This is a genomic window from Sphingobium sp., from assembly GCF_003248505.1.
Classification (GTDB): Bacteria; Pseudomonadota; Alphaproteobacteria; order Sphingomonadales; family Sphingomonadaceae; genus Sphingobium.
Map to the genome: position 1 here is coordinate 111584 of NZ_QFOA01000002.1, position 12800 is coordinate 124383.

Annotated in this window: 15 protein-coding genes and 2 tRNA genes; 6 read left to right on the forward strand and 11 right to left on the reverse strand. The window is 63.5% G+C overall.

The features are described from left to right. Positions 1 to 2 precede the first annotated feature (2 nt). From egtB to gluQRS, 5 genes are all read right to left on the reverse strand, one after another. Entirely contained in the window at positions 3 to 1271 is a 1269-nt protein-coding gene (gene egtB / locus DI606_RS01625) for an ergothioneine biosynthesis protein EgtB (protein ID WP_293979255.1), read from the reverse strand. Between the two features lie 83 nt (positions 1272 to 1354). Further along, entirely contained in the window at positions 1355 to 2209 is an 855-nt protein-coding gene (locus tag DI606_RS01630; protein ID WP_293979257.1) for a GGDEF domain-containing protein, read from the reverse strand. 130 nt (positions 2210 to 2339) lie between these two features. After that, positions 2340 to 2909, reverse strand: coding sequence for a cob(I)yrinic acid a,c-diamide adenosyltransferase (locus tag DI606_RS01635; protein WP_293979258.1), 570 nt, complete (start codon positions 2907 to 2909; stop codon positions 2340 to 2342). 17 nt (positions 2910 to 2926) lie between these two features. Beyond that, positions 2927 to 3163 carry a twin transmembrane helix small protein gene (locus tag DI606_RS01640; protein WP_293979259.1) on the reverse strand — a complete coding sequence of 79 codons (237 nt, stop codon included), beginning with the start codon at positions 3161 to 3163 and terminating at the stop codon, positions 2927 to 2929. Positions 3164 to 3173: 10 nt separating this feature from the next. After that, positions 3174 to 4079, reverse strand: coding sequence for a tRNA glutamyl-Q(34) synthetase GluQRS (gene gluQRS / locus DI606_RS01645; RefSeq protein WP_293979260.1), 906 nt, complete (start codon positions 4077 to 4079; stop codon positions 3174 to 3176). Between the two features lie 95 nt (positions 4080 to 4174). Between gluQRS and DI606_RS01650 the strand changes: the two genes are divergently transcribed. Then, a complete protein-coding gene (locus DI606_RS01650; protein ID WP_293979261.1) occupies positions 4175 to 4741 on the forward strand; it encodes an HNH endonuclease in 567 nt (188 codons plus the stop codon). 15 nt (positions 4742 to 4756) lie between these two features. Here DI606_RS01650 and DI606_RS01655 read toward each other — a convergent pair whose 3' ends face one another. After that, a complete protein-coding gene (locus DI606_RS01655) occupies positions 4757 to 5488 on the reverse strand; it encodes a Crp/Fnr family transcriptional regulator (RefSeq protein WP_293979262.1) in 732 nt (243 codons plus the stop codon). A 209-nt stretch (positions 5489 to 5697) separates the two neighbouring features. Here DI606_RS01655 and murA point away from each other — a divergent pair, with 209 nt between their 5' ends. Both murA and DI606_RS01665 read left to right on the forward strand, forming a co-directional pair. Next, a complete protein-coding gene (gene murA, locus DI606_RS01660) occupies positions 5698 to 6981 on the forward strand; it encodes a UDP-N-acetylglucosamine 1-carboxyvinyltransferase (RefSeq protein ID WP_293979264.1) in 1284 nt (427 codons plus the stop codon). Continuing rightward, positions 6974 to 8500: a PAS domain-containing protein gene (locus DI606_RS01665; RefSeq protein ID WP_293979266.1), complete on the forward strand. Its 1527-nt coding sequence runs from the start codon at positions 6974 to 6976 to the stop codon at positions 8498 to 8500. Before murA ends, DI606_RS01665 begins: the two co-directional genes overlap by 8 nt. On the opposite strand, the gene DI606_RS01670 is transcribed toward DI606_RS01665, so the two are convergent. The 4 genes from DI606_RS01670 to DI606_RS01685 all read right to left on the reverse strand — a co-directional run bounded on the left by DI606_RS01670 (position 8448) and on the right by DI606_RS01685 (position 11331). Beyond that, a complete protein-coding gene (locus DI606_RS01670) occupies positions 8448 to 8921 on the reverse strand; it encodes a response regulator (protein ID WP_293979348.1) in 474 nt (157 codons plus the stop codon). The two genes, DI606_RS01665 and DI606_RS01670, sit on opposite strands and share 53 nt — an antisense overlap. Positions 8922 to 8948: 27 nt before the next feature. After that, positions 8949 to 10292, reverse strand: a complete 1344-nt coding sequence (locus tag DI606_RS01675; RefSeq protein WP_293979268.1) for an IS1182 family transposase — start codon at positions 10290 to 10292, stop codon at positions 8949 to 8951. 167 nt (positions 10293 to 10459) lie between these two features. Continuing rightward, positions 10460 to 10711 (reverse strand): DUF2188 domain-containing protein, encoded by a 252-nt coding sequence (locus tag DI606_RS01680; RefSeq protein WP_293979270.1) that lies wholly within the window; start codon positions 10709 to 10711, stop codon positions 10460 to 10462. A gap of 2 nt (positions 10712 to 10713) precedes the next feature. Continuing rightward, complete coding sequence (locus DI606_RS01685; RefSeq protein WP_293979272.1) at positions 10714 to 11331, reverse strand: DNA-3-methyladenine glycosylase 2 family protein; 618 nt, start codon at positions 11329 to 11331, stop codon at positions 10714 to 10716. A gap of 80 nt (positions 11332 to 11411) precedes the next feature. Between DI606_RS01685 and DI606_RS01690 the strand changes: the two genes are divergently transcribed. Further along, entirely contained in the window at positions 11412 to 11729 is a 318-nt protein-coding gene (locus tag DI606_RS01690) for a 2Fe-2S iron-sulfur cluster-binding protein (RefSeq protein ID WP_293979273.1), read from the forward strand. An 18-nt stretch (positions 11730 to 11747) separates the two neighbouring features. Here the strand turns inward: DI606_RS01690 and DI606_RS01695 are convergent, their stop codons facing one another. Then, the gene (locus DI606_RS01695; protein ID WP_293979274.1) at positions 11748 to 12488 is read right to left on the reverse strand and encodes an RNA methyltransferase; all 741 of its coding nucleotides are present in this window, start codon (positions 12486 to 12488) and stop codon (positions 11748 to 11750) included. A 103-nt stretch (positions 12489 to 12591) separates the two neighbouring features. On the opposite strand from DI606_RS01695, the gene DI606_RS01700 reads away from it, so the two are divergent. Both DI606_RS01700 and DI606_RS01705 read left to right on the forward strand, forming a co-directional pair. After that, positions 12592 to 12678: transfer RNA gene (locus tag DI606_RS01700), tRNA-Tyr, on the forward strand. A gap of 44 nt (positions 12679 to 12722) precedes the next feature. After that, positions 12723 to 12798: transfer RNA gene (locus tag DI606_RS01705), tRNA-Lys, on the forward strand. The last annotated feature ends 2 nt before the right edge of the window (positions 12799 to 12800 follow it).

Sequence of the window (12800 nt, forward strand, 5' to 3'; positions counted from 1 at the left end):
CGTTACAGATCCTTTGCGAGGCGCAGCCCTGTGAACTGCCAACGTTGATGGGGGTAGAAAAAGTTGCGGTAGCTGGTGCGCATATGGCCGCGCGGCGTCGCGGCGCTGCCGCCTTTCAGCACGAACTGACCGGACATGAACTTGCCGTTATATTCCCCGACAGCGCCCGGTGCGGTGCGAAAGCCGGGGTGGGGACGGTAAGCGCTGCCGGTCCATTCCCACACGTCGCCGAACATCTGGTCGAGCGTACTTCCCTGATCAGCCGGACGAGGGCGAGGGCAACCCGCTCCGTCGAGTTGATTGCCGCTGGCGGGAGGGATGTTCTGCGCGGCACTTTCCCATTCGGCTTCCGTCGGCAGGCGCGCGCCTGCCCAACTGGCATAGGCGTCCGCTTCATAAAGGCTGATGTGGGTGACGGGCGCTGCGGGATTTACAGGTTGGCGTCCGTCGAGCCCGAACCGCGTCCATCCCTGCTCACCATGTTTCCAGTACATAGGAGCGCCGATCCGCTCCTCTTTCACCCACGCCCAGCCATCGGACAGCCAGTGAGAGGCCGTGCGATATCCACCATCCTCGATGAATTCGATCCATTCGCCATTGGTTATAGGTCGATGCGCAAGGGCGTGGGGGTGCAGAATTGCGCGGTGACGGGGGCCTTCACAGTCGAAGGAAAAGTCGCTCCGTCCGTCGTCGCCGATCTCGACCAGGCCCTCACGCCCTTCGATCCAGTGCAAGGCGCCCGGCAGGTCAACCGACGCAGCCGGCGGCGACACGAACAGAGCAGGCTCGAGGGGATTGAGCGAAAACAGGTGCAGCAGATCCGTTAGCAACAATTCCTGATGCTGCTGCTCATGATGGAGGCCCAAGTTGACCAGAGCCCGCGCCGCATGCGGCAAAAGGCCAATCGCGCGGATCATCGCTTCGTCGACATGAGCGCGATAGGCCCGCACGTCGTCCAGACTTGGCCTGGTCAGCATGCCACGAAGGGGCCGGGCATGGCGATCACCCTCGGCCTCGTAATAGCTGTTGAACAGAAAAGCGAAACGCGGATCGAATGGCCGATAGCCTTCGACATGATCCCGCAGCACAAATGTTTCGAAAAACCAGCTGACATGGGCGAGATGCCATTTCGCCGGTGAAGCGTCAGGCATGGACTGAACTGTGGCGTCGGCATCGGATAGCGGCGCGGTAAGAGCATTGGTCAGTTCGCGAACCGCGCTATAGCGCGCCGCCAAATCGTCCTGCCGGGCATCCATCCAGCTTTTGGCCATGTCTGCCCCCTTCTCGATAGGGTTGAGCCCCTCTCTAAACTCCAAGCGAACGGGACGGAGCTTTGTTCCCTTGAGATGTCGCTTCAGGCGTTTTGCGGTGACGGCATGGCACGGGAAATTCGATCTCTCCCCTGTTGTTTAGCATCGTAAAGGGCGGCATCGGCGCGGGCAATCGCTTCCCCGATATCGGCACCGTTCCAGCGAGCTATCCCGGCGGAAAAGCTGATCGGGCGACCATGGACTTCACTGATTGGTCGGTCGCGCAACTGAGCCGCGATACGGGCGAGCGTCCAGCTCGCTTCGTCCTCGATGCAGTCCTCGAAAAAGATCGCGAACTCCTCCCCGCCCCAGCGCGCGACCAGATCGGCGCGGCGCACCAGCGCGGACAATCGGGTTGCAAAGGCGACAAGCACCCGGTCCCCTTCCTCATGCCCCCGCAGATCGTTGACCCGCTTGAAATAATCGATGTCGATAAGGGCAACGCACCCCTTTTTCCTTCCATCCGGACGCTGCGCCAGATGAGCGAGAAATCCGCGCCGGTTTGCGATGCCTGTCAGTGCGTCTTCATGCGCTGCGCGATGCAGCCGGTCGATCCGGTCGCCCGTCTCGCGGGCAGCGCGATCAAGCCCGGTATAGAGCGAGCGGATCATATCGCCGACCTCGGGCAGCGTTTCCGACTTGGTCGTTCCGGGCTGCAGCGCGGATGCCAGCGCCTGTATCGGCGTCAGCAATGCGCCGATGCCGATCAGCGCGATGCCCGTGCCGACCACGGTCATCGCAGTGAGGAACAGGAATTCGCCGAGCATGATCCGGCCGCCCGCAAAGCCCCATACAAGATAGCCGACAAGCGGCAGATGGGTCGCGATGAAGCAAAGGCTGAAAAGTCTCAGGCGGAGCGAGCGGGGAAAAAGGAAGGATGTGGCGAGGTAAAATTGCACGGACGGCCCCTGATGATGTCCCTGCACCCATCCTGCCAAGCGCCTAAACCACGGCTGAAGGAACAGGGTTAACCGAGCGGTACCGGGCGGGCCGTGCCTGAGGTGAGTCGAAAGGATGGTGGATGGCGGGTCAGCGGGATGCGCCCGGCACCCATTTCACGTCGCGGGCACCATTGCCGTTCAGCCGCCGGGCCATCACGAACAGCAGATCCGACAGGCGATTGAGATAGGCGAGCGCCTGCGGGTTGAGGGCATCGCGCTGCGCGGCGGCCACCGCGCTGCGCTCCGCCCGGCGCGTGATCGCGCGAGCGAGATGAAGGGCCGCCGCACCCGCGCTACCGCCTGGGAGGATGAAACTGTCGAGGGGCGCAAGATCGGCATTCATGTCGTCGATCTGCGCTTCAAGCCGCGCGATCTGGCTTTCCACGACGCGTAGCGCCCAGGGTTCGTCCGCTCCTTCGGGAATGGGTGTGGCGAGATCGGCACCGAGATCGAACAGGTCGTTCTGAATGGTGGTGAGCCAAGCGGTTTCGGGCCGGTCGCCAAGCGTCGCGATCGCAACGCCGATGGCGCTGTTGGCTTCGTCCACGTCGCCCACGGCCTGCATCCGCGGCGCGTCCTTGGCAACGCGGCTGCCGTCGACGAGGCCGGTAGTGCCGTTGTCCCCGGTCTTGGTATAAATTTTGTTGAGCTTCACCATGGCCGCAGTCCTTAACGTCAGCCGTGGCCCTTCGCCAGCAACAGGATGGCGACGATGATGATTGCTGCCGCCTGGAACAGCACACGGTTGATCATCATCTTGTTTTGCTTGAGCCGTGCGGGGCTCGGCCCTTCGCTTTCGGGGCGGTTGAGATCCTCCTTCGTGGTCTGGAGGAAGGCGACGATCCCCCGGATCAACGCGACCAGCGTCGCGATCATGGCAAGGATGAGGGCGATGACCAGGATCGTGTTCATGGGTCGGAGCCTAAGCGCTTGCCAGACCGATGCCAACCGGAAAGCGCCTGTCTCTTAGGGCAAGGGTAAGTGCGTCGGGCGCGACACCCTGCCTGCGCAGATCGGCCAGCGCGATCGACCCGTCGCGTTTTGCCAGCCGCTTGCCATCCGATCCGACCAGCAGCGGATGATGGATATAGGCGGGCGATGACAGGCCGAGAAGCGCCTGTAACAGCCGGTGGATATCCGTCGCTCCGCGCAGATCCTCGCCGCGCAGCACGTGCGTTACGCCCGTCGCGGCATCGTCCAGCGTGCAGGAGAGGTGATAGCTCGCCGGAGCGTCCTTGCGCGCGAGCACCACGTCGCCGTGGAGGAGCGGGCGGGCGACGATTTCGGCGACGGGCGCACCGGGCGTGGGCGGGAAGGGCAGGGCGGTCCAGCCGAGCGGCCCCGCGCGCGCCACGGCGCTTTTCATGTCGATGCGCCAAGCGTGAGGCGTTCCCCCGGCGATCCGGCTGGCCCGTTCATCCTTCCCCAGAGCGCGGCACGTGCCCGGATAGATCGGCCCTTCAGTACCATGCGGGGCGGAAAGGCTCGCCTGAATATCGGCGCGGGTGCAAAAGCATGGGTAAAGCAATCCCATCGCGCGCAACCGATCGAGCGTGGCATCGTAAGCGGGCAGCCTCTGCGACTGGAACAGGATTTCGCCGTCCCACCGAATGCCGAGCCAGTTCAGATCCTCGACGATGCCCGCGACATGTTCGGGGCGGCTGCGTGTGCCGTCGATATCCTCGATTCGCAGGCGGAAAGTGCCTCCCGCCGCCCGCGCCATGTCGTGCGCCATCAGCGCCGACCAGCCGTGCCCGACATGCAGCCGCCCGGTCGGACTGGGCGCGAAGCGGGTCACCATATGCTGTGGGCAGGCGGCTTTGGTCATACAGGCTCTTGACGAGAGATATTCGTTGATGCTGTCATGCCCGTGTCACGTTGCTGGTCAATCAGCGGCGTCGGCAAGGGGGTAGAAGGCGTTCTATGTACCATCCCGACCTCATACGGCACCCGGAAAACTGCCCGGCGCTCGTCCTCAATGCGGATTATACGCCGCTCAGCTATTATCCCTTGAGCCTCTGGCCCTGGCAAACTGCAATCAAGGCGGTCTTTCTGGATCGGGTGGACATCGTCTCGTCCTACGAGCGGGAAGTCCACAGCCCCAGTTTCCAGATGAAGATTCCGTCAGTCATCGCCCTCAAACAATATGTGAAGCCGTCCGAACATCCCGCTTTCACTCGCTTCAACCTGTTCCTGCGCGACAAGTTCGCCTGCCAATATTGCGGCGCGACGCATGACCTGACCTTCGACCATGTCGTCCCGCGTCGGGCAGGCGGGCGTACGACATGGGAAAATGTCGCCACCGCCTGTTCTCCCTGCAACCTGCGCAAGGGCGGGCGCACGCCCAAGGAGGCTGGAATGCGGCTTCACGTTCAGCCGATCCGTCCGACGAGCTGGCAGCTTCAGGAACATGGGCGAGCTTTTCCGCCCGGCTATCTGCATGAAAGCTGGCACGATTGGCTTTACTGGGATGTCGAACTGCTGGCCTGAACTTGGTTGCGGCTGTCAGCCGACAGGCAGCCAGTCCAGGTCCATATCCTTGTGCCGGTTGGTATAGTGGCCGATCTCTTCCAGCCGGGCGAGGTCGAGCAGGGTCATCCGACCGTTGGCGCGGCTGATGAGGCCCTCCTGCTCCATTTGCCGGATCATGCGGTTTACGTGCACGGATGTCAGGCCGATCGAGTCGCCGATCTCCTCCTGCGTCAGCTTCAGTTCGAAACTGTCGGTGATCCGATCGTCGGTGACGCGCAGCCGGTCGAACATGTCCAGCAGGAAAGACGCAACGCGCGCCTTGGCCGACGTGCGCCCCAACGCCGCGAGCCGGTCCGTCATCGAAATCCGCTCCGCATTGGAGAGGAGAAAAAGAAGCGCGGCGACCCGCGGCGATTCCTCCAGCAGGCGGCGCAGCGCATGCTTGTCGAATGGGCATACCACAGCGTCCGACAGAGCCACCAGCGATTCCGGCGCACGGTTGTAGATCGTGCTCGCCGAGCCAATGAAGTCGCCGGGAAAATAAACGCGCAGGATCTGGCGGCTGCCGTCAGGCAGGATGACGAAGCTCATCACCCGTCCTTCACGCAGAACGAACAGTTCGGTGACGGTTTCGTTGACCCGCTGGATCATCGCGCCGCGCTTCACCTTGCGCGGATTTTCCTCCAGCCGGGCCAGCGCGGCCCGCTCCAGGTCTGTCAGAGGGGTCTGTTTCGCCAGCCTCTCTGCAAAGCAGCTCGTCGACACAAAAAACCCTTTTCCTCGCATGTCGTTACGCAGGCAAAACGCCTTAATCGCCTTTTGGCTGCATTCGCCGGTGGCGCACTAAACTCGATCAAGGATTGAATGGGCCGTGAAATAATCTTTGTCGCTGCACCAAAGTCTGTCGAATCCGGCGCAACGAGCGCTCTGAGCCGCCTTGCGCGGGGCGCAGGACACGCTATGAAACCTGTCCGATGGACCGTATTCATATTCGGGGCGGGAAGCCGCTGTCCGGCCGCCTTCCGATCTCCGGCGCCAAGAACGCCGCTCTCACGTTGCTTCCCTGCGCGTTGCTGACCGATGAACCGGTCACGCTGCGCAATCTTCCGCGCCTTGCGGACGTGGACAGCTTCGGTCATCTGCTCAACCAGCTCGGCGTATCGACGATGATCGAAGGCGCACGGCCCGAGGATTTCGGGCGGGTGATGACGATGCGGGCAGGCCGCGTCACATCGACCGAAGCGCCCTATGACATCGTGCGAAAGATGCGCGCGTCGATCCTCGTGCTCGGCCCGCTGCTCGCCCGCGCGGGCGAGGCGCGGGTATCGCTTCCGGGAGGCTGCGCAATCGGCAACCGTCCGATCGACCTGCATCTGAAGGCCCTGGAAGCGTTCGGGGCTAAGATCGAGCTGACGGCGGGCTATGTTCGCGCGAGCGCGCCCGATGGCGGGTTGCCCGGCGGGATCTTCACCTTTCCGGTCGTGTCGGTGGGCGCGACGGAAAATGCCGTGATGGCGGCAGTGCTCGCGAAGGGTATCTGTACGCTGGAAAATGCGGCGCGCGAGCCTGAAATCGTCGATCTTTGCAACCTGCTGGTCGCCATGGGTGCGGATATCGAGGGGATCGGTACCGACAAGCTGGTGATCCGCGGTCGCGAGCGGCTGCATGGAGCCACATATCGCGTGATGCCCGACCGGATCGAGGCGGGCAGCTACGCCTGCGCCGCCGCCATCACGGGCGGGTCGCTCGACCTCATCGGGGCAAATGCCGACGACATGCATGCGATCCTCGCCGCCTTGCGCGAAGCGGGCGTGCAGGTGGACACGCATCGCGACGGTATTCGCATCGCGTCGGATGGGAAGCTCAAGCCCCTGTCGATATCGACAGCGCCCTTCCCGGCCTTTCCGACCGACATGCAGGCGCAGTTCATGGCGATGCTGACGCTGGCGGACGGCGCGTCGGTTCTGACCGAGACGATCTTTGAAAATCGGTACATGCATGTGCCTGAACTCGCACGCATGGGCGCGGACATCGCCGTCAACGGGCGTACCGCCGTGGTACGGGGCGTTTCCGGGCTGGTGGGCGCGCCGGTGATGGCCACCGACCTTCGCGCTTCGATGAGCCTGATTCTCGCCGGATTGGCGGCGAAAGGCGAAACGCAGGTCCAGCGCGTTTATCATCTCGATCGGGGATATGAACGCCTGGAAGAAAAGCTGTCGGCGGTCGGTGCCGATATCGAGCGTGTCAGCGATGGCTGAGGGCCGGGGCCTCGCCACCGACCGGGCAGCGCTGCTTGTCCTTTACGATCTCGACGCGGGGGGCTTCCGCACGCTCGACGAGATCACGGCATTTGCCGCCAAATTGTGCGATGCGCCTATCGCTCTTGTCAGCATCGTAGAGGATGTGCGCCAACGCTTCCTTGCCCGATGCGGTCTCGATGTCGAGGAAACGCCGCGCGACGTGTCCTTTTGCGCACGCGCGATGATGGGAGAAGATCTCTTCATCGTACCGGACGCAACTCGCGATGCGCGATTCTCCGACAACGCGCTCGTCACGGGAGCGCCGCATATCCGGTTCTACGCGGGGGCGCCGTTGGTCGGTGCCGATGGCGACCCGCTGGGCGCGCTGTGCGTCATCGATACCGTGCCTCGCGAGGAACTGACCTCACTGCAACGCGATGGGCTGGCGCTTCTGGCGCGGCAGGTAATGGCTGAACTGGAAGGGCGCCGTCGCGACCGGGACACTATCCTGCGCCAGCAGATGGACGCTGCCGCGGTAGCGGACAGCGAACGCCTGTTCCGGACTCTGGCCGATACCATGCCGCAAATGGTCTGGTCGACATTGCCTGATGGGTTCCACGATTATTACAATGCGCGCTGGTACGAATATACCGGTGTTGCGGTCGGATCGACCGATGGGGAAGGGTGGAACGACATGTTCCATCCCGACGACCGGGATCGCGCCTGGGCGAAATGGCGCCGCAGCCTCGACACCGGTGAACATTATGAGATCGAATATCGGTTGCGCCATCACAGCGGCCAGTATCGCTGGACGCTGGGCCGGGCGCTGCCGATCCGCGACAGCAGCGGCACGATCGTCCGTTGGATCGGGACATGTACCGATATTCACGAACAAAAGCTGATGATGGAAGAGCGCGAAATGATCGCGCACGAACTGTCGCATCGCATCAAGAATATCTTTTCGGTGATCGCGGGCCTTATTGCCCTTTCCGCGCGACAACATCCCGAGATTCGAGAGGTCGCTGACGATCTGCGAGACCGAATCATGTCCTTGGGTCGTGCGCATGATTTCGTGCGGCCGCACAGCGTCGAATCCGCGCCGCAGCTGGGGCAGGGGCTGGGCCGGTTGTACGGCATTCTCGGTCAGATTTTCGCGCCCTATCAGGTAGCGGGGCACACGCGTATCGTGATGACCGGCGACGATCCGCAGATCGACGACCGCTCGGCGACGCCCCTGGCTCTGCTATTCCACGAACTCGCAACCAACGCCGCCAAATATGGCGCGCTATCGGTCGATGACGGTACGGTCGAAGTGCACGTCGGCCATGAAGGCGATGATGTTAGGATAGATTGGAACGAACGGGGCGGCCCGTCACCCAAGCCCGGCAGGATAGATGGATTCGGGAGCCGACTAATGACGCTGAGCGTGGAACGGCAGCTGGGCGGGAGGCTGGAGCGGAATTGGCAGGACGAGGGCCTGTGTCTTACCCTCTGGATCCCGGCGCGTTCAATGAGCCGCGCGGCAGGAAAGGCATGAAGCCGGAAATTTCGGCTGCTGTCAGTTCGGGTTCGTCAGCCGCAGCCAATTGAAGGGCCGCAGCGATGCTATGCGCCCGGAAAGGCTTGGTGATAACGCCAAGAGCACAGACCGACGCGTCCCCGATTTGCGACGGGTTGGCGGTGACATAAATCACGCGAACGCCGTGTTGGGTGGACAGGAAGGTGCCGATCTTCGGCCCTGTCGGCCCGTCGCGCAGGTTCAGGTCGACCAAAGCGATGTCGCAATCGGCGGCGCTTCGCATCGCCCCTTCCAGATCGGCGGCGATCGCCTGAACCGCAAACCCGGCATCTTCGACGATCTGTTCGATCTCGAGAGCGACGAAAATTTCGTCTTCTACAATCAGTAGAGACTGTTGAAAAAGGCCTGCGCGAAATCGGCGTGGCGGATGGCTGGCGATGCCGGACACCGGATGATGCGCCGCGTATCAGGCCGGCGCGACTTGCCGGGCGAGCAGCTGAAGGTTGTATGCCGCGGCGGCCATGGTGAACTCTTCGGCGGCTCCTGCTAGGCCCCGCAGCTTGAGCGTTCGTAGCCCCAGGTTGCGTTTCAGGTGGCCGAACACGCGCTCGATCCGCTGTCTTCGACGCCGTGCGTGCACATAGGCGTCGGTGCCGGCAAGGGCGCGCACGGTATCGCGGGCTTCCTCGCTGACAAGCCGGGTGACACCCCGCTTCGGACCGATGGTGCATCGCGGCTTCAGCTCGCAGGCGGCGCAATCGGCCGGCCGGCTTCGGTAGACGCGCACCTGCTTGGTCCGGTTGGTGCCGCAATAGCCGAGCAGCTTGTCCGCCGGACAGCGGTAGGCATCCACTTCCCGGTCGTAGCGGAAGGCATCCCGGGTGAAGAATGCGTCCCGCTGGCGGGTCCGGTCGATGACCGGGATGTATGGCGTGATGTTCCGGTCGATCAGCCAACCGAGCAGCGGACCGCTACCATAAGCCTTGTCGGCCGAGAGACTGGCGGGTTCGATGCCCAGCCTGGTGCCGGCGCGTGACACCAGTGTCCGGGTCGCCGCCACCTCGGCTGCGAAGCGGGCGGGCGTCGCCTCCACGTCGAGGATGCAGTCGGTGTCGAGGTCGAGCAGGGGGTTGATGGCGTATGCGTAGCGCGCCGGTCCGTGCTTGCAGGTGAGCGCCGCCTGCGGGTCCGTCGGCGAGATGCTGGTCGGATCGACGGACACAGGTTCATCGGGATTTGGCGGCAACGCGGCATCGAGCGCCGCCAGATATTCGGCGACGGGTCGCGATATGCTTTCCCCGGCACGGAGCTCGTCTGCGGCGTCGGCCCCCTTCAGCTTCTTCTCGCGACTGGCGTCGGCCATGATCGTGCTGCCGTCCACCGCCAAGTCGCGCCCCGCTACCAGTCCGGCCGCGGCGCACCGCGCGACTACCTGCTCGAACAGCAGACGATGTAGGTCGCAGGCGCGGAAGCGGCCGTGCCGGTTCTTGGAGAAGGTCGAATGGTCGGGTACCCGGTCAGCCAGATCGAGCCGGCAGAACCAACGATAGGCGAGATTGAGGTGCACCTCCTCGCACAGGCGGCGTTCCGAGCGTATGCCGAACAGGTAGCCAATCAACAGCATTCTGAGCATCAGTTCCGGATCGATCGAGGGCCGCCCGCTCGTGCTATAGCTCGCCGCCAGCGCCTCGCGCACGAAGCCGAAGTCGAGCAGCCCGTCGATGCGTCGGAGCAGGTGGCCGGCCGGCACATGGTCGTCGAGCTGGAACCCGTAGAACAGTGCGCCCTGTGCTACCTGCCGACCCATCATGTCCGTGACCCCCTGCCGCCTTCCAGGAGTGAATCACGCCCTCGTCACGGTCGCAAGCAGCCGTTTTTCAACAGTCTCAGTACTTTCTTGGACATTCCACGGCCCGCGTAACTTTCGAAGCTGTTAAATGCGGACGATGACTTCGGGTTCCCTATATCCGCCCGATATCAGACGGATGGGCCACTTACGCTGGTCCAGAGCGTGTCGAAAGCGGTTCCGCGCATCATCAGCACGGACGCGGGATAGCCGCCCTCCGCCGCCTTGCGCGCCGTTGCGGTTGCGCTTGCCACGGCGGCGTCAGCGGTGTGGAACGGGCCGTAATAACGGTTGTCGAGGTTGATCTTCCACACGCCCTCATGTTCCAGCACGATGTAGCGCGCATGGGGGAGATTGGCGGCGGAAGCGGGCGTATCGGTCATATCTAGAGAACCTCCGTATTATAATGATGCCACGCCATCACCGCCGCGGCGCCCCGATGCGGCCGCCATGCTTCGGCGAGTTGCCGGGTCAGCGCTTCGCTCGGTCGCTCGGGCAGGCCAAGGATTCGGCCCACCTCGATCTGCACGGCAAGATCGCCCGCAGGCCATATATCGGGCCGGCCCTCCGCGAAGAGAAGATAGATTTCCGCCGACCAACGCCCGATCCCCTTGACGCGGATCAGTTGCGCGATCGCTTCTTCGTCGTCCTGGGGCAGGGCGCCGAAGTCGAGCGCACCCGATATCACCAGTTCGGCGAGGCTACGCGCATAGCCCTGTTTCTGGCGGGACAGGCCGCAGGCGCGCAGCGTGTCGAAGTCGCGGGCGAGCAGGGCATCGGGGGCGCAGCCTTCGCCCAATTCGGCTTCCAGCCTGCGCCATACCGCCGCCGCCGACGCGACGCTCACCTGCTGCCCCAAAATGGTGCGCAGCATCGTATCGTAGCCCGGTGCCCTCATGCGCGGTTCGGGATAGCCGACGCGCGCGATGGCGGCGGCAAATCCCGGCTCGATAAGGGCGATCGCGTCCAAGCTGGCGCGCATCTGTTTGGCGGTGGTAACCATGCAAAGGGGTAGGCCGGGGCCTTGCTTTCCTTACGGCGCTCCGCCAAGGCGGCGAAGTCAAATTGAGAGGAACTGGATAGATGCCGAAGCTGATCGTGGTCAATCGTGCAGGTGAGGAACAGGAAATCGAAGCTGATGCCGGGCTGTCGGTGATGGAAGTCATCCGCGACAACGGTTTCGACGAGTTGCTGGCCTTGTGCGGCGGTTGCTGCTCCTGTGCCACCTGCCATGTCTATATCGATCCTGCGTTCACCGACGCTCTCCCGCCGATGAGCGAGGACGAGAACGATCTGCTCGACAGCAGCGACCATCGCAACGAGACGAGCCGGTTGTCCTGCCAGGTTCAGATGACCGGAGCGCTAGAGGGGCTACGCGTCACCATCGCACCGGAAGACTGACGACCCGCCTCTGCGCCGCTACCGGTTGGTGGCGGCGTAGAGGGCGATGGCTGCGGCATTCGACACGTTGAGGCTTTCCATGCGCGGGCTGATCGGCAGCTTCGCGATGATGTCGCAATGGGCTATGCTGTTGTGGCGCAGCCCTTCGCCCTCCGCGCCCAGCACCAGCGCGACACGCGAATCGCCTATCGCTTCGCCCAGCGTCGTATCCGCCTCGCCATCGAGGCCGATGCGCCAATAGCCCGCCTCGGCGATCTCGTCGAGCGCACGGGCCAGATTGACGACCCTGACCCATGGAACGATTTCCAGCGCGCCCGACGCTGACCGTGCCAGCACACCCGATTCGGGCGGCGCATGCCGGTCCTGCGTCACGATGCAGAGCGCGTCGAACGCTGCGGCCGAACGCAGGATCGCGCCGACATTGTGTGGATCGGTCACCTGGTCGAGCACCAATATCGGGCGCTTGTCGTCCTGTCCCCGTTCCAGCACGTCGCCAAGCCATACGTCGTCGAGCGGCTCGACTTCGGCGACGATGCCTTGATGCGGCGCGTCGGATGGGACCATGCGCCCCATATCGGCAACATCGGAGTAGACGATAGGCAGAACCGGGGGCAGATCGAGCGCACCCAGAGCCTCGCGCGTGCCCCATATCTTGCGCACGATGCGATCTGGGTTGGCGAGCGCGGCGGTGACCGCGTGGCGGCCATAGAAGCGGGGGAAGTTGCCCTTGGGCTTGGCGGAACGATGCGTCTTTTTCATGGGAAGGCTCTTTTCACAGGAGGCCATTGACAGGCAAGCCTCCTTTCGCCATTGAGCCGCCTCCAGCGCGGGAAGCGATGCTTTGCCGACCGCGTCAGGCACTGGACAGGTGGCCGAGTGGTTAAAGGCAGCAGACTGTAAATCTGCCCGGGTTTCCCGTACGCTGGTTCGAATCCAGCCCTGTCCACCATCCTGCGCATCGCACCAGGGATGCGCGCCGAAACGGTGCCGGATGGACGCATAGCTCAGTTGGTAGAGCAGCTGACTCTTAATCAGCGGGTCCTAGGTTCGAGCCCTAGTGCGTCCACCATC

Coding starts and splice junctions, on each gene's coding strand:
- egtB (WP_293979255.1), bottom strand. CDS start 1,271: ATGGCCAAAAGCTGGATGGATGCCCGGCAGGACGATTTGGCGGCGCGC.
- DI606_RS01635 (WP_293979258.1), bottom strand. CDS start 2,909: ATGGTGAAGCTCAACAAAATTTATACCAAGACCGGGGACAACGGCACT.
- DI606_RS01640 (WP_293979259.1), bottom strand. CDS start 3,163: ATGAACACGATCCTGGTCATCGCCCTCATCCTTGCCATGATCGCGACG.
- gluQRS (WP_293979260.1), bottom strand. CDS start 4,079: ATGACCAAAGCCGCCTGCCCACAGCATATGGTGACCCGCTTCGCGCCC.
- DI606_RS01650 (WP_293979261.1), top strand. CDS start 4,175: ATGTACCATCCCGACCTCATACGGCACCCGGAAAACTGCCCGGCGCTC.
- murA (WP_293979264.1), top strand. CDS start 5,698: ATGGACCGTATTCATATTCGGGGCGGGAAGCCGCTGTCCGGCCGCCTT.
- DI606_RS01665 (WP_293979266.1), top strand. CDS start 6,974: ATGGCTGAGGGCCGGGGCCTCGCCACCGACCGGGCAGCGCTGCTTGTC.
- DI606_RS01675 (WP_293979268.1), bottom strand. CDS start 10,292: ATGATGGGTCGGCAGGTAGCACAGGGCGCACTGTTCTACGGGTTCCAG.
- DI606_RS01680 (WP_293979270.1), bottom strand. CDS start 10,711: ATGACCGATACGCCCGCTTCCGCCGCCAATCTCCCCCATGCGCGCTAC.
- DI606_RS01685 (WP_293979272.1), bottom strand. CDS start 11,331: ATGGTTACCACCGCCAAACAGATGCGCGCCAGCTTGGACGCGATCGCC.
- DI606_RS01690 (WP_293979273.1), top strand. CDS start 11,412: ATGCCGAAGCTGATCGTGGTCAATCGTGCAGGTGAGGAACAGGAAATC.
- DI606_RS01695 (WP_293979274.1), bottom strand. CDS start 12,488: ATGAAAAAGACGCATCGTTCCGCCAAGCCCAAGGGCAACTTCCCCCGC.